The following is a 20321-nucleotide window of genomic DNA, read 5'->3' as shown; positions in this document are numbered from 1 at the left end:
CGCTCAGCGGTAGCCGGGCCGCAGCCGCAGCTTCTGCACGCGGCCCGCGCTGTCGAACAGGATCACCAGTTCGCTCGCCGCCCGCGTGTTGCGTGGCTCGGCCGCATCGGGCCAGCGGTAGGCCCAGACGGCATGGCCGTTGTCGAAGTCGACCTGTAGGGCGGGGCCCAGCGCGGCGGCCACCTCGGCCTGGGTGGCGCCGGGGGGTACGCGAGACTGCGCGGCCTCGGGCGCCAGCGATTCGCCGTCGGGCGCGCGGGGCGCTTCGGTCGTCACGGGGCCTGCGCAGCCGGCCGCCAGAGCGAGCGGGACGAGGGAAAGCAGCAGGCGCTTCATGGCGGCGGATCGTCCATGTATTCGAACTCCACCCGCGTGTCGTCCGGCCAGCTCTTGTCGCCCAGCGGCAGGAAGTAGCTGCGGTCGACCAGCACCTCGCAGTCGCAATAGGGCAGGTCGTGCTTCAGGCCGGGGTCGTCGCTGGCCGTCGCGTAGAGCTTGTCGATCGGCAGCGTTTCGCGCCGCGCGCCGCTGACCAGGGTCACGGCGAACAGCGGCCGCTCGGCGAAGAACAGATAGCGCGCATCGGCCTGGCCGCAGTAGCTGCGCGGGCTCGTGAACAGGTCCGCGATGCGGCCCAGCGGGTCGCTGTTCGACACCAGCCCCGCCTCGATCCCGACCAGGCATTCCAGGCGCAGGTCGCCCAGGCGGCGTTCGCCCGCCGCCAGGCCCGGCGTGCGGATCTCGGTGCGCCAGGTCATCGAGAGCTTGCGCCGGTTCGGCGTCACCACGGCGTCCTCGGCCTCGGCGCGGGCATCGCGCGGCAGCGTGAAGGTGTGGTCCGGCGCGACCGGCAACTGCTCATCGAAGCTCTTGCCGTCGATCTCCAAGGTCAGGTGGTCCATGTTGGTGCCGGGCTTGCGGGGCAGCAGCTTGAAACGCAGCGTCGCCTGGGGGGCCAGTGCGGCGCGTTCGCGCTCGAACAGGTCCATGCCGCGCAGCATGCGGCGGTAGGACTTCTCGACCGCGGCGGTCGCCGTGCCGCTGACGGTGACGGCGGGCAGGGCGTCCTCGGCGGCGGCGCTGGCGGTCCAGAGCGCCATGGTCAACAGGGCCGTCATACGAAGGGCAAGGCTCAGCATCGTCCTTCGATGCGGCAAGCCGGATGCCCGGCCGCTACACCAGCAGTTGCCCCAGCTCTGCCGCGCAGCCCTGCAGCGCGGGCAGGAAGCGGGTCTGCATCTCCTCCAGGCTCACGCGCGCCGCATGCGCGCCGACATTGATCGAGGCGATCACCTGGCCGCGCAGGTCGCGGATCGGCACGGCGATCGAGCGCAGGCCCACCTCCAGTTCCTGGTCGATCATCGCGTAGCCTTGCGCACGCGTCTCCGCCAGGATCTTGCGCAGCCGTGCCGGCGAGGTACTGGTCTGGCCGGTGCGCGCAACCAACTGCGCGGTGGACAGGTACTGCTCCAGCGCCGGCGGCGGCAGCTGGGCCAGCAGCACGCGGCCCATGGATGTGCAGTAGGCCGGCAGCCGGGTGCCGACGATCAGGCTGATGGACATGATCCGCGTCTCGGCCGAGCGGCAGATGTAGACGATGTCCTCGCCGTCGAGGATCGCGATCGAGCACGATTCGCGCAGCGTGCGGCTGACGCTGTCGAGGTAGGGCTGCGCGACCACCGCCAGCGGCGTCGACGACAGGTAGCCGTGGCCCAGCGCGAGCACCTGCGGCCGCAGCGAGAAGCGGCGGTCGTCCTCGGCCACGTAGCCGAGCTTCTGCAAGGTGTAGAGGCAGCGGCGCGCCGCCGCGCGCGACATGCCGGTGGCCTGGCTCACCTGCGCGATCGTCAGCTGGCGGCGGAACTCCGAGAAGGCGCGCAGCACCTGCAGGCCGCGGGCCAGCGAGGTCATGAAGTTCGGGTCGCCAGCGCCCTCGTTGGCCAGGCTTTCGTCGGAGGCTGCTTCAGGTGCCGCGCCGTCGCTTTGGGCCATCTCTCGTCCTTCGGTTGATGTTCGATTATCGAACTGTAATTCGATGATCGCACTTGTGGCAAGAATGGCGGCTCACTAGACTTTGGTCGTGGATCGGATGGAGACATGACGATGAGCCTGACCGGCAGAGCCCCGGCGCCTGACGCCGAATACATGATGCGGGACACCACCTCGCATCCGCCGGCTTATGCGCCGGGCTACAAGACCAGCGTGCTGCGCTCGCCGAAGCTGGCGCTGATCTCGCTGCAGCAGTCGCTGTCCGAAGTCACCGCGCCGCAGTTCCGCGCCGAGGAACTGGGCCCGCTCGACAACGACCTGATCATGAACTACGCCAAGGACGGCCTGCCCGTCGGCGAGCGCGTGATCGTCCACGGCTTCGTGCAGGACCAACTCGGCCGGCCGGTGAAGAACGCGCTGGTGGAGGTCTGGCAGGCCAACGCCAGCGGCCGCTACCGTCACAAGAAGGACGGCTACATCGGCGCGCTGGACCCGAACTTCGGCGGCTGCGGCCGCATGCTGACCGATGAGAACGGCTACTACGCCTACCGCACGATCAAGCCCGGCCCCTACCCCTGGCGCAACCGTGTCAACGACTGGCGCCCGGCCCACATCCACTACGCGATCAGCGGCAGCGGCTGGGTGCAGCGCCTGATCACGCAGATGTATTTCGAGGGCGATCCGCTGATCGCCACCTGCCCGATCCTGCGCACCATCCCCGACGAGGAGCAGATCCGCGGCCTGGTCGCGCTGCAGGACACCAGCGCCTTCGTGCAACTGGACAGCCGCGCCTACCGCTTCGACATCGTGCTGCGCGGCCAGCGCGCCACGCTGTTCGAGAACGCCGTGAACGGTGGAGGTGCCAAATGAACGCGCCGCAGATCAAGCGCGAGACCGCCTCGCAGACGGCCGGCCCTTACGTCCACATCGGGCTGGCGCCGCAGGCCGCGGGCTTCGACATCTTCGAGAGCAACTTCGGCCCGGTGCTGGTCAACGACCAGACCCAGGGCGAGCGCATCCGCATCGAGGGTCGTGTGTTCGACGGCATCGGCACAGTCTTGAAGGACGTGCTGATCGAGATCTGGCAGGCCAATGCCGAGGGCAAGTACGACCATCCCGGCGACCTGCAGGCCGGCAAGGCGATCGACCCGAACTTCCGCGGCTGGGGCCGCGGCTGCACCGACTTCGAGACCGGTGTCTATCACTTCGAGACGATCAAGCCCGGTCCCGTCGCCGGCCGGAACGGCCGCTTCATGGCGCCGCACATCAACGTCTGGATCGTCGCCCGCGGCATCAACCTGGGCCTGAACACGCGCATCTATTTCAGCGACGAGGCCGAGGCGAACAGGAAGGACGCGGTGCTGAACCTGATCGAGTGGGAAGCCCGCCGCGCAACGCTGGTCGCGCAACGGGAAGTCGTGGACGGCCGCACGGTCTACCGTTTCGACATCCGCATCCAGGGCGACAACGAAACCGTCTTCTTCGACATCTGAGGCCGCAATATGCCCATCAACAAGATCCACGACAGCGTCCACGCCGCGCTTGCCGACGTACCCGACGGCGCCACCGTCATGATCGGCGGCTTCGGCACCGCCGGCCTGCCCAATGAGCTGACCGAGGCACTGATCGAGCAGGGCGCGCGCGACCTGACCATCGTCAACAACAACGCCGGCAACGGCGACACGGGCCTGGCCGCGCTGCTGGCCAAGAAGCGGGTGAGGAAGATCATCTGCTCCTTCCCGCGCCAGGCGGACAGCCATCATTTCGATGGCCTGTACCGCAGCGGCCAGATCGAGCTGGAGCTGGTGCCGCAGGGCAATCTGGCCGAGCGCATCCGCGCCGCCGGTGCCGGCATCGGCGGCTTCTTCACGCCGACCGGCTACGGCACCAAGCTCGCCGAGGGCAAGGAGACGCGCGAGATCAACGGCCGCATGTACGTGCTCGAATCGCCGATCCACGCCGACTACGCCTTGATCAAGGCCGAGGCCGGCGACCGCTGGGGCAACCTCGTCTACCGGATGACCGCGCGCAATTTCGGCCCGGTGATGGCGATGGCCGCCAAGGTGACGGTGGCGACGGTGCATGAGATCGTCGAACTCGGCGCCATCGATCCGGAGACGGTCGTGACGCCGGGCATCTTCGTCCAGCGCCTCGTCAAGATCGATCGCGTCGCCACCACGGCCGGTGGCTTCAAGAAGGCAGCATGAGATGAACAAATGGACGAAAGACCAGATGGCCCAGCGCGTCGCGCAGGACATCTTCGACGGCGCCGTCGTGAACCTCGGCATCGGCCTGCCGACCAAGGTGGCCAACCACCTGCCGGCCGGCCGCGAGGTGGTGCTGCACAGCGAGAACGGCGTCATCGGCATGGGCCCGGCACCGGCCAAGGGCGAGGAAGACTACGACCTGATCAACGCCGGCAAGGAACCGGTGACCCTGCTGCCCGGCGGCTCCTTCTTCCATCACGCCGACAGCTTCGCGATGATGCGCGGCGGCCATCTGGACATCTGCGTGCTGGGCGCCTTCCAGGTGTCCGCCAACGGCGACCTGGCCAACTGGCACACCGGCGCGCCGGATGCGATCCCGGCCGTCGGCGGCGCGATGGACCTCGCCATCGGCGCGAAGAAGACCTTCGTGATGATGGAGCACACGACCAAGACCGGCGAGAGCAAGCTGGTCGAACAATGCAGCTACCCTCTGACCGGCATCGCCTGCGTCAGCCGCATCTACACGGACCTGGCGGTCATCGACGTGACGCCGCAGGGCCTGAAGGTGATCGAGATGGTCGAGGGCCTGAGCTTCGAGGAGCTTCAGAAGCTCACTGCCGCAGCCCTGCATTCGTAAACGAGACAGAAGTACCGAGGAGTCAACCCCATGAGCCAACTGCAAGAAGCCTTCATCTGCGACGCCATCCGCACGCCCTTCGGCCGTTACGGCGGCGCGCTGTCCTCGGTGCGTACCGACGACCTGGGCGCGATCCCGCTGAAGGCGCTGATGGCGCGCAACCCGGGCGTGGACTGGCAGGCCGTCAGCGACGTGCTCTACGGCTGCGCCAACCAGGCCGGAGAGGACAACCGCAACGTCGCCCGCATGTCGAGCCTGCTGGCCGGCCTGCCGATCGAGCTGCCGGGCTCTACGCTGAACCGCCTGTGCGGCTCCGGCATGGACGCGGTGGGCACCGCGGCCCGCGCGATCAAGAGCGGCGAGGCGTTGATGATGATCGCCGGCGGCGTCGAGAGCATGAGCCGCGCGCCCTTCGTGATGCCCAAGGCCGAGAGCGCCTTCAGCCGCGCCAATGCGGTCTACGACACCACGATCGGCTGGCGCTTCGTCAACAAGCTGATGAAGGAGATGTACGGCGTCGACTCGATGCCCGAGACGGCCGAGAACGTCGCCGTGGATTTCAAGATCGACCGCGAGTCGCAGGACCGCATGGCGCTGGCCTCGCAGCTGAAGGCCGTGGCCGCGCAGAAGGCGGGCTTCTTCGACAAGGAGATCGTCTCGGTGACGATCGCGCAGAAGAAGGGCGATGCGATCGTCGTCAGCAAGGACGAGCATCCGCGCGAGACCTCGCTGGAAGCGCTGGCCAAGCTCAAGGGCGTGGTCAGGCCCGACGGCACGGTGACGGCCGGCAATGCCTCCGGCGTCAACGACGGCGCCTGCGCGCTGCTGCTGGCCAGCGAAGCCGCCGCCGCAAAGAACGGCCTGACGCCGCGCGCCCGCGTCGTCGGCATGGCCACCGCCGGCGTGGCGCCGCGCATCATGGGCTTCGGTCCGGCACCGGCCACGCGCAAGGTGTTGGCGCAGACCGGCCTTTCGCTCGCGCAGATGGACGTGATCGAGCTGAACGAGGCCTTCGCCTCGCAGGGCCTGGCGGTGCTGCGCGATCTGGGGCTGCAAGATGACGACCCGCGCGTCAACCCGAACGGCGGCGCCATCGCGCTGGGCCACCCGCTGGGCGCCAGCGGTGCGCGGCTGGTGACGACGGCCGTGAACCAGCTGCACAACATCAAAGGCCGCTACGCGCTGTGCACGATGTGCATCGGCGTGGGCCAGGGCATCGCGCTGATCGTCGAACGCGTGTGAATCCCTTCGAAGGGTTCCTGTCGACGGCGGAGATCGGCGAGGTCTTCGGCCAGGAGGCCATCGTCCAGCGGATGCTGGACTTCGAGGCCGCCTTGGCGCGAGCACAAGGCGACGTCGGCCTGGTTCCGCAGGCCGCCGCCGACGAGATCGCCCGGCATTGCCGCGCCGAGTTCTTCAACGCGGCCACCGTCGTCGCGGCCAGCCGCACGGCCGGCAGCCTGGCGATCCCGCTGGTGAAGCAGCTGACCGAACGGGTCGCCGCGCATGACGCCGAGGCGGGCCGTTATGTCCACTGGGGCAGCACCAGCCAGGACGTCGTCGACACCGCGATGGTGCTGGCGACCCGGCAGGCGCTGGCCTTGATCACCGCCGACCTGGACGCACTGATCGCCAGCCTGCGCAAGCTTTACGAGCAGCACGGCGCCGCGCCGGTGCTGGCCCGCTCGCTGATGCAGCCGGCCCAGGTGATCAGCTTCGGCTTCAAGCTCGCGGCCTGGACCGCTCCGCTGCTGCGCGCCCGCGAGCGCATCGGCGAAGCGGCCGAACGCGGACTGCAGCTGCAGTTCGGCGGTGCAGTCGGCACGCTGTCTGCGATGGGCGAGCAGGGCCCGGCCGTGGCCGCCAAGGTGGCCGAGGCGCTCGGGCTGCGTCTGCCGCCGACCGCCTGGCACACGCAGCGCGACGAGTGGCTGACCCTGGGTGCGCAGGTGGGCATCCTCTGCGGCAGCCTCGGCAAGATCGCGCGTGACTGGTCGCTGATGGCCCAGGGGGAGATCGGCGAGCTGGCCGAACCCTCGGGCGGCGGCCGCGGTGGATCGTCCGCAATGCCGCACAAGCGCAATCCGGTGTCCTCGCTGGTCGCGCTGGCCGCGGCCGGCCGCGTGCCGCAACGCGTAGCCGGGCTGCTCGCGGCGATGGATCAGGAACACGAGCGGGGCCTGGGCAACTGGCAGGCCGAGCTGGCCGAATGGGTGGGGCTCTTCGTGTCCACCCACGGCGCGGTCCGCGCGCTGGCCGAGGCCGCCGCGGGCCTGACGGTGGACGCCGTGCAGATGCGCGCCAACATCGACCGGCTGCAGGGCCTGGTGTTCGCCGAGGCGCTGTCGATGCGGCTCGCGAAGGCCATCGGCAAGGCGAAGGCGCATCACGTGATCGAGCAGTGGTCGCAGACGGCCTTGCGCGAGAAGCGGCCGCTGAAGGCGCTGGTCGATCTCTCGGTGGACCCGACGCTGACGCCGCAGGAGCTGGACGCGCTGTTCGATGCAGACCGGGCCGCGCAGCCGGCGATAGCGATCGCTGCGCGGCAATTCGATGGATGGGGAAAGAAGAAGCCATGAGCGACCGGCAAGACGATTTCGAGCGCGGCCTGAAGAACCGCCGCAGCGTGCTGGGTGAGGCCTGGGTCGAGCGATCGACCGCCGGTGCCAACGCCTTCAACGCCGAGTTCCAGGACTTCATCACCCGCTTCGCCTGGAACGACGTCTGGGGCCGCCCGGGCCTGGACCACCCGACCCGGCGCCTGCTGGTGCTGGGCATGACGATGGGTCTGGCGCGCTGGGAGGAGTTCGAGCTACACTGCGGCGCGGCCGTCCGCGCGAGCCAGCAGCCCGGGTCCGGCGTGAGCCTGGTGCAGATCAAGGAAACGCTGCTGCAGGGCGCAATCTACTGCGGCGTGCCGGCAGCGAACACGGCGTTCAAGATCTTCGTTGAGCTGCTGAAGAAGGAAGGCATCGCCGTCGAACCGGCACCGCTGACGCCGGCGCGCCGCGTGGCGACGCATCAGACCTTCAGCCTGCCGCAATTGCACATCGCCTTGCAAGGCGCCGGGCCGGGCGCGCCAGTGGTGCTCGCGCATGCGCTGGGCCTGGACGTCGACATGTGGGACGACCTGGCCGACGAGCTGGCGGCCGCCGGCCACCCGGTGCTGCGCTACGACCAGCGCGGCCATGGCCGCTCTGCCGTGCCGGCCGGCCCGTACACGATGGACGAACTGGTCGACGACGCGGCCCGCGTGATCCGCGAGTGGGGCGTGGGGCCGGTCGTCTGGGTCGGGCTGTCGATGGGCGGCATGGTCGGCCAGGGCCTGGGCATCCGCCACCCGGAGCTGGTCCGCGGCCTGGTGCTTGCGAACACAACGGCCCAGTACCCGGAAGCCGCCAAGGCCGGCTGGCAGCAGCGCATCGAGAAGGTGGAGCAGGGCGGCATGACGGTGATCGCCGACATGGTCGTCGAGCGCTACCTGCACGAGGCTTACCGGCGTGAACATCCGGCCAAGGCCGCAGCCTTGCGCGCCAAGATCCAGCACGCTGATCCTCGCGGTTATGTCGCCGCCTGCGCGGCGGTGGCCGGGGTGGACTGGCTGTCGCGCCTGCCGGAGATCAAGGCGCCGACCCTGGTGCTGGCCGGCGCCCTGGATGCCGGCGCGCCGCCGAGCATGGCCGAGGCGATCAGCAGCCGCATCGCTGGCGCACGCCTGGTCGTGCTGGACGAGGCCTCCCACCTCAGCGTGGCCGAGCAGCCGCAGCAGTTCGCCGCGCTGGTGCGGGAGTTCCTGCAGAGGGTCTGACTGCAAGCAATCGCGGTCTTGACGATACTCCCCGGGTCGAACAAACAACCCGGAGGAGTTTCCTGACCATGGCCATGTCCCCATCCTCGCCGCTGCGCATCGGCATCCTCGGCTGCGCCAACATCGCGCGCCAATTCGTGCGCGACGCGATGCCCAGCCCCGACGTGCGCATCGTCGCCGCGGCCAGCCGCAAGGCCGAGACGGCCGCGGCCTTCGCGGCCGACCTGAAGATCCCGCGCAGCCTCGGCAGCTACGAGGCGTTGCTGGCCGACGACGAGGTCGACGCCGTCTATATCCCGCTACCCAACAGCCTGCATGCGGAATGGGCGATCAAGGCCGCCGACGCCGGCAAGCACGTGCTGTGCGAGAAGCCGCTGTCGCTGGGCCTGGCCGAGGCCGAGCGCATGTTCGACGCCGCGCGGCGCAACGAGATCGTCCTGCTGGAGGCCTACCCGTACTACTTCCAGCCGCAGACCGGCGCGATGCTGGAGCTGCTGCACAGCGGCGCGATCGGCAAGGTGCGCGGCGTGCAGGCCAGCTTCGGCTTCTCGCTGTCCAAGCCGACCGGCAACATCCGCTTCGATCCGGCCCTGGGTGGCGGCGCGCTGCTGGATGCCGGCTGCTATGCGCTGTCCATCATCCGCCTGGCGATGGGCGAGGCACCGGTGGAGGTGCGGGCCGAGGCGCGCTGGGACCCCAGCGGCGTGGACATCGGCACCACGGCCACGCTGCACTATGCCGACGGCCGCCAGGCGCAGCTCAGTTGCGCGATGGACACGGCCGTCCACCGCCGCGCGCTGATCATCGGCAGCGCCGGTGCGATCGAGACCGAGTACCTGAACCACACGAGCGACGTGCCCGGCGGCGACGCCTGGGGCTATGTGCCCAGCGAGATGCGCTTGCGCCGCGGCATCAACACGCCGTTCGAGCGGGTGGAGAGCGGCGTCGGCAGCGGCTTCCGCTTCGCCGCCGAGGCCTTCGCGAAGGTGGTGCGCGAATGCGATTTCGACGCGATCGGCCGAGCCGCCGAGGCCAGTCTGGACAATATGGTCACGCTCGAAGCTATCGCTCGCAGCTCGCGCAGCGGCCTGGCCGAACCGGTGAAGCGCTGACCCTGCCCGAAGCTGCTTGACGCGGCACGATGCCGCGCCGACGATGCGCCATCCCCTCGACACACAGGAGACTCGGACATGGTCATCAAGCGCGGCACCGGCAGCAACAGCACCTCGGCGGACACCAGCAGCAACCCGTTCGGCGACGTCGGCAAGATGATCGCCGGCTTCAAGCTGCCCGGCGTAGACATGGAGGCGATCGTCGAGGCGCGCCGCAAGGACCTGGAAGCCCTGGTGGCTGCCAACAAGGCGGCCTACGACTCGATGGTAACGATGGGCGCCAAGCAGGCCGAGATGTTCAAGGCTGCAATGCAGAGCATCCAGGAAAGCGGCAAGAACGCCACCGACCCCGGCAAGCAGGCCGACCTGGCCCGCAAGGCCTGCGAGAAGGCCTTGCAGGACATGAAGGAACTCGCCGAGATGGCCCGCCAATCGCATGCCGAGGCCGCCGCGCACATCACCGAACGGGCCAACGAACACATGGCCGAGATCAAGAAGATGATGACGCCGAAGACGGGTAAGTAGGTTCAGGTCGCGGGCCGCAAGCCGCAATGGGCGAGCCGGAACACGGCTTGCCCACAGCGTGCATGCAAGAAAAACTTCCCCAGCTTCTGCACGACGTTCCGCCGCAGCCGCCATCGGCGCCTCCGCCGGCTCCACCCCCGTCCGTTGGCGAACCGCCGGTCACCGATCCTCCGGCACCCTCGCAGTCACCGCCGGTCAGCGATCCGCCGAAGTCGATGTAGCTCGTGGCGCGTTGGGCCTGCGGTGCGCATGCAGGCAGGCCAGCACGCTGCCGACGACGCAGGTCAGCGCCGCCACTTCGAGTCCGCCCGGCAGCCGCCGCTCCCAGGCCAGGCCGTAGAGCAGGGCGAACAGGGTCTCGAACAGGATCATCTGGCCGACGAGCGTGAGCGGCAGCAGGCGGCTCATCCGGTTCCAGAGCAGATTGCCGAACATCGAGGCCAGCACGGCCACGCCCGCCGAGACGGCACCGAAGCGCAGCCAGGCGTCGGCTCCGTGCTCGGTGCTGCCGAAGGCGAGCGCCAGCGGCATCAGCAGCAGGCCCTGAAGGCCGGTGGAGACGCCGGTCAGCAGGTTCCAGTCGTGCGCCGACACCTGCGGCCCCAGCCGCGCCAGGCTGCGCGCATTGCCGACCGCATAGGTCGTCCACGAGGCCAGCGCGCCGATGGCGCAGATCAAGCCCAACAGGCCTTGTGTTGTGGCGGGGCCTGCCAGCGCCTGCCAGCCGATGCAGACCGCCCCGGCCGCGCACAGCAGCAGCGAAGGAAGCAGGCGCGCCAGCGGCACAGCCCCCTGGTCGCGGCTGCCGATGATCGTCACCGCCACCGGCAGGAAGCCGATGACCAGCGAGGTCATCGCGATGCCGCCGGTCTGCACCGCGGTGGAGAGCAGCACGTAGTACAGCGTGTTGCCCACCAGGGCCAGCCAGGCGAGCCGGCGCCACTCGGCCACGCCGATGCGCGGCGCGAGCGCCTGCCAGCGCGGCGCCAGCAACAGGGCGGCGATCAGCCCGTAGCAGAGGTAGCGACCGGCGCTGAGCTGCAGCGGGCTGAACTCGCGCACCAGCTCGGGCGCCAGGAAGACGAGGCCCCACAGCGCGCCGGCGCCGAGGCCGCAGGCCAGACCCGCGAGTTGGCGCCCGTCCTGCACGGGAGATGCTGCAGCAGTGTTCATCTGTGCATCGTATTCACGCCTGCTGGATGAAATCACTCTATATTCGGGCGCCAAACGCAACAAAAACCCGCCATGCCGAAGAAGCCCGCCGGCCAGGAGAGCACGCTGGACGCCTACGACCGCGCGATCCTGCGCATCGTCCAGCGCGACAACAAGACGCCGCAGCGCACGATCGCCGAGCAGGTGAACCTGTCCGCTGCGGCGGTGCAGCGGCGCATCGCGGCGATGGAGCAGGGCGGCGTCATCGCCGGCAACGTCGCGCTGGTCGATCCGCAGGCCGTGGCCGCGACGATCACCGCGCTCGTCGAGGTGCAGCTGGAGAACGAGCGCGCTGCGATGGTCGATCGCGCGAAGGCGCTGTTCCGCGACACGCCGGAGGTACAGCAGTGCTACTACGTGACCGGCGGCGTCAGCTTCGTGCTGGTGATCGTGGCGCCGGACATGCCCGCCTATGAGCGGCTGACCCGCCGCCTGTTCGCCGAGAACGACAGCGTGCGCAGCTACCGCACGCTGATCGCGCTGGACCGGGTGAAGGCGGGCGCAGGCATCGTCATTCCCTGAGGCGTTTACTTGTTGCCGACGTCCTTCGTCTCCACGCCCTTGACCTTCTCGTACGAGCGCATCCCGCCGATGCCCAGCATGCCGGTGATGATGACCCACAGCTGGTCGACCTGCAGCGGCTGCGGCGCGCCGACCGAGGTGGGCACCATGTTCTTCGCCTGCAGGAAGGCCCACAGCCAGGTGAGCAGCGGGTAGCCGAGGAACTGGTAGGTCATCGCGACGCCGGCGATCCAGCCGATGAAGGGGCGCCAGCCGGCGACGAAGACGCTGGGGTTGGCGGCCTCGACCTTGTTGACCTCGATCTGGCCGAGCGAAAGCTGCTGGTCGAGCTGCGCGATGCGGAACTCATGGTCCATCAGCGTCTTTTCGCGCTCGATCTGCTGCTCCATCCGCTCCTTGTCCGTCGTCACGAACTTGTCGACGGCGTTGCTGACGGAATCCACGAGGTTGCCGGCGCCACCGGCGAGCAGGCTGCTGATGACGCTCATTGGTGCACCCTTCGGCCTGCGGCCTGTCCCGCCAAGCGGGAGCGAGCTTGCTTGGGGCGGCCCGGCGCGGCGCTCATGCTTGGGTCCCCATCGCGCGGTTGAGCCAGCCGAGCAGGAATTTGCTCTGCGAGCGGTCCTTGTTGCAGATGCCGACGTAGCGGGCGATCTTGGCCAGCGTGAAGTCGGCGACGAAGCGATCCGGCGGCGCCTGGTTGATGGCGGTGATGGTGTCGGTGCCGGGCACGCCGTCCTGCGCCACACCGACCGTCAGCTGCGCGAGGCGCACCGCGCGCCCGACGCCCAGGTTGACCGCGCTGTCGAACAGGTTCTCGGCGACGGCCTGCGACACGATGTCGTCGCCCTTGACCGCGTTCCAGTAGTCGCGCCGGTAGATCTCGCGCGCCTGGTCTTCGCTCAGCATGCGAATGTCCAGCTGCGGGTAGGCGCGCTTGGAGATGCCGAACTTGGTCGCGCCGCCGGCGTCGCCCGGGATCTCCGTGTACCGGGCGCCGCCTTCGTTGGCGATCGTATTGGTGACCGCCGATGAGAAATCCGCCATGGCTGCCTCACGTGTGAGTCGAACCTGGCCGTTATGCCAAGGATCGGGAGCCCGCGCATCCACAAAAGGGGGACCGCGCTTCACGCACAATGCGGCCCATGTTCGGACTCCCCACGACCGCCACCGCGCCTTTCTGTCCCTCCGAAGTCCGCGGTTCCGTCGTGATCCCGAGCCAGGCGCCGCTGTGGAAGCGGCTGCTGAAGGTCGCGGGGCCGGGCCTGCTGGTCTCCGTCGGCTACATGGATCCGGGCAACTGGGCCACCGACATCGAGGCGGGTTCCCGCTTCGGGCCGGCGCTGCTGTGGGTGGTGCTGGCGTCCAGCCTGGCCGCGATGCTGCTGCAGGCCCTGGCCCTGCGCCTGGGGCTGGCGACCGGGCTGGACCTGGCTCAGGCCTGCCGCCAGCGCTACAGCAGGCCGGTGAACCTGATGCTGTGGCTGATGGCGGAACTGGCCATCATCGCCTGCGACGTGGCCGAGGTGCTGGGCACCGCGCTGGCGCTGCACCTGCTGTTCGGCATTTCGTTGCAGGCGGGGGTGGCGCTTACCGCGCTCGACACCTTGTTCGTGCTGGGCCTGAAAGGGCGCGGCTTCCGGCAGGTCGAGGCGATCGTGCTGGGTCTGGTGGCGACGATCGGCGTGTGCTTCCTGATCCAGATCCTGCTGGTGGGGCCGCACTGGCCCTCGGTGATGGCCGGTTTCGTGCCGGGCGGGCTGGCCTTCCATGATCCGAAGGCGCTGATGCTGGCCGTCGGCATCCTCGGCGCGACGGTGATGCCGCACAACCTCTACCTGCATTCATCGATCGTGCAGACGCGGCATGTCGCCAGCGGCGAGGCCGCCCGGCGCGAGGCGATCCGGCTGTCCACCTACGACACGGTGATCTCGCTGACGCTGGCCTTGCTGGTCAACGCCGCGATCCTGGTGCTGGCTGCCAGTGCCTTCCATGCCAACGGCCACAAGGAGGTGACCGAGATCCAGGAGGCCTACCACCTGCTGGATCCGCTGGTCGGCACCGCCGGCGCGTCGCTGCTGTTCGGCCTGGCGCTGCTGGCCTCGGGCCAGAGCTCCACCTTCACCGGCACGATCGCCGGCCAGGTGATCATGGAAGGCTTCCTGCAGCTGAAGATCCCGTGCTGGCAGCGTCGCCTGGCCACGCGGGCGCTGGCGCTGCTGCCGGCCTGGGCGGGCGTGGCGGCGCTGGGCGAGGCCGGCGTCGGGCCGATGCTGGTCGGCAGCCAGGTCGTGCTGAGCTTGCAGCTGCCGTTTGCGATCTGGCCGCTGCTGCGGATGAACGGCGACACGCGGCTGATGGGCCGGCTGGCCGCACCGGCGGCGGTGCGCGCCGCGGGCTGGCTGCTGCTGGCGCTGATCTGCCTGGCCAACGCCGCCCTGCTGCGGAACCTGCTGGCCGGCTGATCCGGCGCCGATCAGTCGTCGGCCGGCGCTTCGCGCAGGATGTCGAACAGATGGCCCATCCGGTGGGCCTTGGTGTCCAGGTAGGCGCCGTTGCGCCGGTTGCGCCCGACCTGCAGCGGAACGCGGTCTTCGACGTGGATGCCGTGCTTGCTGAGGCTGTCCATCTTGTGCGGATTGTTGGTCAGCAGGCGCACGCTGGAGATGCCCAGCTCGCCCAGCATCGCGGCGGCGAAGCCGTAGTCGCGCGCATCGGCCGGCAGGCCCAGCAGGCGGTTGGCGTCCAGCGTGTCCGCACCCTTTTCCTGCAGCGCGTAGGCCCGGATCTTGTTCAGCAGGCCAATGCCGCGGCCTTCCTGGCGCAGGTACAGCAGGGCGCCGCGCCCTTCCTTGGCGATCGCCTCGAGCGCGCCACGCAGCTGCGGTCCGCAGTCGCAATGGCAGCTGCCGAAGGTGTCGCCGGTGAGGCACTCGGAATGCAGGCGGACGAGCACCGGGCTGCCGTCGGAAAAATCGCCGCAGCACAGCGCGGCATGCTCCAGGCCGGTCCCGGGTTCCTTGAAGCCATAAAGGCGGAAGTCGCCGTGGGCCGTCGTCAGACGGCACAGGGCCTGTTCAATATCCTGATACATCCTCACAGGATATTTCATTTGCCGATCCCCTCACTCGAACAGGACTTCGAGCAGGGAATCCGCCGCCGCGCGCAGGCGCTGCCGATCGTCCGGATAGATGCGTTCCAGAACGACGATGCCGCGGGTCACGGTGATCACCAGCCGGGCCGCCTTGGCGGGTGACAGCGCGAGCTTGCCGCCGGTCTTGTCGGGCTGCGACAGCCGCTCGCGAACGGCGGCCTCCAGGCCGTCGAGCAGGGCGCCGACGGCGTCGCGGATCTGCGGCTCGACCAGTTCGCTGCCGAACACGGTCTTCGTGCTGAGGCAGCCGCGTGCCGGCGCACCCTCCAGCAGCCAGTCGACGATGAAGTCGAAGAAGCTGTTCAGCGAGGACTTCAGCGTGGGCCGGGCGAGGGCCTGCCGGGCCTTGGCGAGGTAGCGCTCCGTGTGGACCTCGTAGGCGCGCAGGAACAGCGCGTCCTTGCTGCCGTAGGCGTTGTAGAGCGAGCCGCGCTGCACGCCGGTGGCGTTGGCCAGATCCTGCATCGAGGTCACCGCGTAGCCCTTGCGCCAGAACAGCTCGATGGACTTGTCGAAGGTCTCCTGCTCGTCGAACTGACGCACGCCTGCCATTCACTTGCCTTCATTGTCTGGATCGATGGGGGCATTGCACCTGTCTTTGACAGGGTTGTCAAGATTGGCTAGATTGCCAACATTGACAACGTCGTCAAACATCCAATCGAGCCATGTCCTCCACCTCCAGCACTCAAGACCCGCCGCGTATCGCCGCCTCGCGCACCATCCTCGCGGGGCTTTCGGCCAGCCTCGTGGGCATCGGGCTGGCGCGCTTCGCGTACACCCCACTGATCCCGCCGCTGATCCAGGCGCACTGGTTCTCGGCGTCCGACGTCATCAGCCTCGGGGCGGCCAACCTGGCGGGCTACCTCGTCGGTGCGCTGCTGGGCCGGCCCATCGGGCAGCGCATCGGCAATGCCCATGCGCTGCGCGCGATGATGCTGGCCGTCACGGTCGCGTTTCTCGCCTGCGGCTTTCCGGTCTCGGTGATCTGGTTCTTCTTCTGGCGCTTCGTGTCGGGCGTGGCGGGTGGCACGATCATGGTGCTGGTGGCGGCCACTCTGCTGCCGCACGTGCCGCAGGCGCGGCGCGGGCTGACGAGCGGGGCGATCTTCCTCGGCCTGGGCCTGGGCATCGCCGGTTCCGGCACCGTGGTGCCGCTGCTGCTCGGACTGGGTTTGCGGGACACCTGGATCGGCCTGGCCGTGGTCTCGGCGGCATTCACAGCGGCCAGCTGGTTTGCGTGGCCGGGCGCTGCGGCAGCGGTCCAGGCGCCGGCAATTGCCCATGATGCACAGCCGGGCGCGGCCTCGCGCACGATGGCCGTGTTCTACGCGCAGTACGCGCTGATGGCCGTCGGCCTGGTGCCGGCCATGGTGTTCCTCGTCGACTTCATCGCCCGCGGGCTGCAGCAGGGCGCGCATGTGGGCGCCTTGTTCTGGGTGCTGTATGGCGTCGGCGCGATCTTCGGGCCGCCGCTCTATGGCTTGCTGGGCGACAAGCTCGGGCCGCGCAAGGCCTTGCGCGCGGTGCTCGGCGTTCAGGCCATCGCGCTCCTGGGGTTGTATGTGCTGAGCACGCCGCTCACGCTGGGCCTCGTGGCCATCGTCATCGGCACCTTCCCACCCGGCATCGTTCCGGTCGTGCTGGCGCGCGTGCATGAGCTGGAGCCGCACAGCCCCGCGCGCCAGAACAGCACCTGGAGCCGCGCGACGACGGTGTTCGCCGCCGCGCAGGCGGTCGCGGGCTATGCGTACTCGGCACTGTTCAACGCCAGCCACGGCGACCACCGGCTGCTGTTCCTGATCGCCGCGGCCGGCATCGTCGTCAGCCTGGCGATCGATTTCGTCGTGATCGCGGAGCGCGGGCAGCAGCCGCAGCTGGGCCGCGCGGGCGGCTGATCAAGCGCTGTTGATACGCAGCCAGGTCGTCTTCAGCTCGGTGTACTTGTCGAAGGCGTGCAGCGATTTGTCGCGGCCGTTGCCCGACTGCTTGAAGCCGCCGAAGGGCACGGTGATGTCGTCCTCGTCGTACTGATTGACGTGCACGGTGCCGGCGCGCAGCGCGCGGGCCACGCGGTGGGCGCGGTCGATGTGGCTGCTCCAGACGCTGGCCTGCAGGCCGTAGGGCGAGTCGTTCGCCAGGGCGATGGCCTCGGCCTCGGTCTCGAAGCGCAACACGCTGAGCACCGGACCGAAGATCTCCTCGCGGGCGATGCGCATGCTGTTGTCGACATGATCGAACACCGTGGGCTCGACGAAGTAGCCGCCGGAGTCAGCACGAGCTTGGTTGCCGCCGGTGACGGCGCTGGCACCACCCTCGTGTCCGCTGGCGATGTAGCCCATCACCGTGCGCAACTGGCCTTCGTCGACCAGCGCGCCCATCACGGTGGACGGGTCCAGCGGATCGGCGGGGCGGTAGTTCGGCGCCTCGGCCTTGACGAGCAATACGAACTCGTCGGCGATGCTTTCATGGACCAGCACGCGCGAGGGCGCGTTGCAGCTCTCGCCCTGGTTGAAGAACATGCTGCCGGCCACGGTCCTGGCGGCGCGGCCGAGGTCGTCGAAGTCGGGGAACACCAGCACGGCCGACTTGCCGCCCAGTTCGTTGTAGACGCGCTTGAGGTTGGAGCGGCCCGCGTACTCCAGCATCTTGCGGCCCACGCGCGTGGAGCCGGTGAAGCCGATGGCGTCCACGTCCGGATGCAGGGCCAGGGCCTCGCCGGCCTCGTGGCCGAAGCCGGGCACGACATTGAACACGCCTTCCGGCAGGCCGGCCTCCAGCGCCAGCTCGGCCAGGCGCAGCGCCGTCAACGGGGACTTCTCGCTGGGCTTCAAGACCACCGAGTTGCCGGCCGCCAGCGCGGGGCCGAGCTTCCACGAGGCCATGATCATCGGGTAGTTCCAGGGCACGATGGCACCGATCACACCCATCGGCTCGCGCTGGATCAGGGCCAGCGCGTTGGCCGCGGTGGGCGCGATCTCGTCGTAGACCTTGTCGATGGCCTCGGCATACCAGGCGATGCAGCGCGCCGTGGCGGGCACATCGACGGCCATCGAATACTGGATGGGCTTGCCCATGTCCAGCGTTTCCAGCAAGGCGAGTTCTTCCTGCGCGGCGAGGATCCGGGCGGCGAAGTCCAGCAGCACGCGCTTGCGCTGCGCGGGCGCGCGGCCGGACCAGCGGCAGTCATCGAACGCAGCGCGGGCGGCGCGTACGGCCAGGTCGACGTCTTCCGCCTGGCCGCGGCTCACCTCGCCCAGCTTGCGGCCGTCGATCGGCGAAATGCAGTCGAAGCGCTGGCCTTGCACGGTGTCGCAGCGCTTGCCGGCGATCACCGGGCGGCCGTCGATCTGGAGGGCGGCGGCACGCTGGTGCCAATCGATTTGGGTATTGCTCATGACATGACTCTCTTTCGTTCCCGGCGCGCGATCCAAAGGCTCGCGCCGATGACACCGATGGAGACGACGGCGACGATGAGCGCCGCCACCGCGTTGATGCTGGGGCTCAGGCCCAGCCGGGCGCGCGAGAAGATCACCATCGGCAAGGTGGTGGCGCCAGGGCCGGAGAGGAATTCGGACAACACCACGTCGTCCAGCGACAGCGTGAAGCTCAGCAGCCACGCTGACAGCAGCGACTGCGCGATCATCGGCAAGGTCACCAGCCAGAACACCTGCCAGGGGCGCGCGCCCAGGTCCAGCGCGGCCTCTTCCAGCTGCGGCGGCAGCTCGCGCAGGCGGGCCTCGATGACCACGGTGGCGTAGGACATGCTCAGCAACACGTGGCCCAGCCAGATCGTGCCCAGGCCGCGGCGCGGGAAGCCGAAGAGGTGCTGCACGGACACCAGCATCAGCATCAGCGACAGGCCGACGATCACCTCTGGCATTACCAGAGGCGCGTTGACCATGCTGTTGAACAGCGCCCGGCCGCGGAAGCGCCGGTACTTGTGCAGCGCCAGCGCCGCCATGCCGCCCAGCACCACGGCGGCTGTGGCGCTCATGAAGGCGATCTGCATGGAGAGCAGCAGGGCCTCCAGCATCTCGGCGTCTTCCGCCAGCTTGGCGTACCACTTCAAGGTGAAGCCGGCCCAGACTACGGGCAGCGGCGAGTCGTTGAACGAGTAGACGATCAGCGCGACGATGGGCAGGTAGAGGAAGACGTAGCCGCCCACCAGCCAGGCCTTGGCGAACACCTTGGCGAAGCGCGCGCCGAACAACGGCCGGGTCACGCGGCTCATGCCGAGCGCTCCTTCGCCTGCTCCTGGACCTTGTTGAAGATCGCCATCGGCAGGATCACCAGCAGGATCACGACCACCGCGATGGCCGAGGCCAGCGGCCAATCGTTGTTGCCGAAGAACTCATCCCACAGCACGCGGCCGATCATCAGGCTCTGCGGCCCGCCCAGCAGTTCGGGCGTCACGTACTCGCCCACGCAGGGGATGAAGACCAGCATCGAGCCGGCCACGATGCCGGCGCGAGACAAGGGCACGGTGACGCGCCAGAACGCCACCCAGGGCGAGGCGCCCAGGTCGGCCGCCGCCTCCAGCAGCCGCATGTCCATCTTCGAGAGATTGGCGTACAGGGGCAGGATCATGAAGGGCAGGTAGGTGTAGACCATGCCGATCAGCAGCGAGAACGGCGTGTTCATCAGCATGCCCGGCGTCTCGATCAGGTGCAGGGCCTGCAGCAGGTGGTCCAGGCCGGTCGCGCGGATCAGGCCGTAGACCCAGCCGCCTTCGCTCAGCAGCCCCTTCCAGGCATAGACGCGCAAGAGGAAGGAGGTCCAGAACGGCAGCATCACCAGCATCATCAGCAGCGGCTGGCGCCGGGGCGAGCTGCGTGCCATGAAGTAGGCGAAGGGGTAGCCGATGAAGAGGCAGCCCGCCGTCGTCATCGCCGCGAAGCGCAGGCTGGACAGGTAGGCGCGGATGTAGAGGTCGTCTTCGCCGAGGAACAGGTAGTTGGCCAGGCGCAGCTTCAGGCTCAAGGTGCCGTCCACGTAGGACCAGATGTCGGCCACCCGCACCGCATCCATCTCCGAGAAGCTGATCCTCAGCACGATCAGGAAGGGCAGCGCGAAGAACACCAGCAGCCACAGGTAGGGCAGGCCGATGACCCATTGCGCGCCGCGCAGCTTGGGAATTCGCATCTTGCTCATTGCA

General features: G+C 68.8%; 23 protein-coding genes. 12 read left to right on the top strand and 11 right to left on the bottom strand.

Features of this window, described 5'->3' with window-relative positions; genetic code table 11:
* Nucleotides 1-3 precede the first annotated feature (3 nt).
* The 3 genes from SNE35_RS23030 to SNE35_RS23020 all read right to left on the bottom strand — a co-directional run bounded on the left by SNE35_RS23030 (nucleotide 4) and on the right by SNE35_RS23020 (nucleotide 1992).
* Nucleotides 4-336: a hypothetical protein gene (locus SNE35_RS23030; protein ID WP_320425370.1), complete on the bottom strand. Its 333-nt coding sequence runs from the start codon at nucleotides 334-336 to the stop codon at nucleotides 4-6.
* Nucleotides 333-1100, bottom strand: coding sequence for a hypothetical protein (locus SNE35_RS23025; RefSeq protein ID WP_320425369.1), 768 nt, complete (start codon nucleotides 1098-1100; stop codon nucleotides 333-335). Before SNE35_RS23025 ends, SNE35_RS23030 begins: the two co-directional genes overlap by 4 nt.
* A 73-nt stretch (nucleotides 1101-1173) precedes the next feature.
* A complete protein-coding gene (locus SNE35_RS23020; protein ID WP_320425368.1) occupies nucleotides 1174-1992 on the bottom strand; it encodes an IclR family transcriptional regulator domain-containing protein in 819 nt (272 codons plus the stop codon).
* Between the two features lie 105 nt (nucleotides 1993-2097).
* Between SNE35_RS23020 and pcaH the strand changes: the two genes are divergently transcribed.
* From pcaH to phaP, 9 genes are all read left to right on the top strand, one after another.
* Complete coding sequence (pcaH, locus tag SNE35_RS23015; RefSeq protein ID WP_320425367.1) at nucleotides 2098-2859, top strand: protocatechuate 3,4-dioxygenase subunit beta; 762 nt, start codon at nucleotides 2098-2100, stop codon at nucleotides 2857-2859.
* A complete protein-coding gene (pcaG, locus tag SNE35_RS23010) occupies nucleotides 2856-3482 on the top strand; it encodes a protocatechuate 3,4-dioxygenase subunit alpha (protein WP_320425366.1) in 627 nt (208 codons plus the stop codon). Before pcaH ends, pcaG begins: the two co-directional genes overlap by 4 nt.
* Nucleotides 3483-3491: 9 nt before the next feature.
* A complete protein-coding gene (locus SNE35_RS23005; RefSeq protein ID WP_320425365.1) occupies nucleotides 3492-4196 on the top strand; it encodes a 3-oxoacid CoA-transferase subunit A in 705 nt (234 codons plus the stop codon).
* 1 nt (nucleotide 4197) lies between these two features.
* On the top strand, nucleotides 4198-4833 hold the full coding sequence (locus SNE35_RS23000) for a CoA transferase subunit B (RefSeq protein WP_320425364.1): 636 nt from the start codon (nucleotides 4198-4200) through the stop codon (nucleotides 4831-4833).
* Nucleotides 4834-4863: 30 nt separating this feature from the next.
* Nucleotides 4864-6075 carry a 3-oxoadipyl-CoA thiolase gene (pcaF, locus tag SNE35_RS22995; protein WP_320425363.1) on the top strand — a complete coding sequence of 404 codons (1212 nt, stop codon included), beginning with the start codon at nucleotides 4864-4866 and terminating at the stop codon, nucleotides 6073-6075.
* Nucleotides 6072-7412: a 3-carboxy-cis,cis-muconate cycloisomerase gene (gene pcaB / locus SNE35_RS22990; protein WP_320425362.1), complete on the top strand. Its 1341-nt coding sequence runs from the start codon at nucleotides 6072-6074 to the stop codon at nucleotides 7410-7412. The genes pcaF and pcaB overlap by 4 nt, the downstream gene beginning before the upstream one ends.
* Nucleotides 7409-8641 carry a bifunctional 4-carboxymuconolactone decarboxylase/3-oxoadipate enol-lactonase PcaCD gene (pcaCD, locus tag SNE35_RS22985; protein WP_320425361.1) on the top strand — a complete coding sequence of 411 codons (1233 nt, stop codon included), beginning with the start codon at nucleotides 7409-7411 and terminating at the stop codon, nucleotides 8639-8641. The genes pcaB and pcaCD overlap by 4 nt, the downstream gene beginning before the upstream one ends.
* A 68-nt stretch (nucleotides 8642-8709) precedes the next feature.
* Nucleotides 8710-9753 (top strand): Gfo/Idh/MocA family protein, encoded by a 1044-nt coding sequence (locus tag SNE35_RS22980; protein ID WP_320425360.1) that lies wholly within the window; start codon nucleotides 8710-8712, stop codon nucleotides 9751-9753.
* A gap of 78 nt (nucleotides 9754-9831) precedes the next feature.
* Complete coding sequence (gene phaP / locus SNE35_RS22975; RefSeq protein WP_320425359.1) at nucleotides 9832-10278, top strand: TIGR01841 family phasin; 447 nt, start codon at nucleotides 9832-9834, stop codon at nucleotides 10276-10278.
* 195 nt (nucleotides 10279-10473) lie between these two features.
* Here the strand turns inward: phaP and SNE35_RS22970 are convergent, their stop codons facing one another.
* Nucleotides 10474-11451, bottom strand: coding sequence for a DMT family transporter (locus SNE35_RS22970; protein ID WP_320425358.1), 978 nt, complete (start codon nucleotides 11449-11451; stop codon nucleotides 10474-10476).
* A 72-nt stretch (nucleotides 11452-11523) separates the two neighbouring features.
* Between SNE35_RS22970 and SNE35_RS22965 the strand changes: the two genes are divergently transcribed.
* The gene (locus SNE35_RS22965) at nucleotides 11524-12012 is read left to right on the top strand and encodes an Lrp/AsnC family transcriptional regulator (protein WP_320425357.1); all 489 of its coding nucleotides are present in this window, start codon (nucleotides 11524-11526) and stop codon (nucleotides 12010-12012) included.
* A 5-nt stretch (nucleotides 12013-12017) separates the two neighbouring features.
* On the opposite strand, the gene SNE35_RS22960 is transcribed toward SNE35_RS22965, so the two are convergent.
* Complete coding sequence (locus SNE35_RS22960) at nucleotides 12018-12500, bottom strand: holin family protein (RefSeq protein ID WP_320425356.1); 483 nt, start codon at nucleotides 12498-12500, stop codon at nucleotides 12018-12020.
* A 73-nt stretch (nucleotides 12501-12573) separates the two neighbouring features.
* Complete coding sequence (locus SNE35_RS22955; protein ID WP_320425355.1) at nucleotides 12574-13059, bottom strand: glycoside hydrolase family 108 protein; 486 nt, start codon at nucleotides 13057-13059, stop codon at nucleotides 12574-12576.
* Between the two features lie 98 nt (nucleotides 13060-13157).
* Here SNE35_RS22955 and SNE35_RS22950 point away from each other — a divergent pair, with 98 nt between their 5' ends.
* The gene (locus tag SNE35_RS22950) at nucleotides 13158-14477 is read left to right on the top strand and encodes an Nramp family divalent metal transporter (protein ID WP_320425354.1); all 1320 of its coding nucleotides are present in this window, start codon (nucleotides 13158-13160) and stop codon (nucleotides 14475-14477) included.
* A gap of 11 nt (nucleotides 14478-14488) precedes the next feature.
* Here the strand turns inward: SNE35_RS22950 and ribA are convergent, their stop codons facing one another.
* On the bottom strand, nucleotides 14489-15106 hold the full coding sequence (gene ribA, locus SNE35_RS22945) for a GTP cyclohydrolase II (protein ID WP_320425353.1): 618 nt from the start codon (nucleotides 15104-15106) through the stop codon (nucleotides 14489-14491).
* A gap of 30 nt (nucleotides 15107-15136) precedes the next feature.
* Nucleotides 15137-15718: a TetR/AcrR family transcriptional regulator gene (locus SNE35_RS22940; protein WP_320425352.1), complete on the bottom strand. Its 582-nt coding sequence runs from the start codon at nucleotides 15716-15718 to the stop codon at nucleotides 15137-15139.
* Nucleotides 15719-15831: 113 nt separating this feature from the next.
* On the opposite strand from SNE35_RS22940, the gene SNE35_RS22935 reads away from it, so the two are divergent.
* The gene (locus SNE35_RS22935) at nucleotides 15832-17061 is read left to right on the top strand and encodes a YbfB/YjiJ family MFS transporter (protein ID WP_320425351.1); all 1230 of its coding nucleotides are present in this window, start codon (nucleotides 15832-15834) and stop codon (nucleotides 17059-17061) included.
* Here the strand turns inward: SNE35_RS22935 and SNE35_RS22930 are convergent, their stop codons facing one another.
* From SNE35_RS22930 to SNE35_RS22920, 3 genes are read right to left on the bottom strand one after another with little or no spacing between them, the layout of a single operon-like run.
* Complete coding sequence (locus tag SNE35_RS22930) at nucleotides 17062-18561, bottom strand: aldehyde dehydrogenase (RefSeq protein WP_320425350.1); 1500 nt, start codon at nucleotides 18559-18561, stop codon at nucleotides 17062-17064.
* Nucleotides 18558-19397, bottom strand: coding sequence for an ABC transporter permease (locus SNE35_RS22925; protein WP_320425349.1), 840 nt, complete (start codon nucleotides 19395-19397; stop codon nucleotides 18558-18560). Before SNE35_RS22925 ends, SNE35_RS22930 begins: the two co-directional genes overlap by 4 nt.
* Nucleotides 19394-20317: an ABC transporter permease gene (locus tag SNE35_RS22920; RefSeq protein WP_320425348.1), complete on the bottom strand. Its 924-nt coding sequence runs from the start codon at nucleotides 20315-20317 to the stop codon at nucleotides 19394-19396. The genes SNE35_RS22925 and SNE35_RS22920 overlap by 4 nt, the downstream gene beginning before the upstream one ends.
* Nucleotides 20318-20321 lie beyond the last annotated feature (4 nt).

Source organism: Roseateles agri, from assembly GCF_034043675.1.
Lineage (GTDB): Bacteria > Pseudomonadota > Gammaproteobacteria > Burkholderiales > Burkholderiaceae_C > KK5.
Note: the sequence above shows the minus strand (reverse complement) of the source record. Positions and strands in the feature narration are given on the sequence as shown.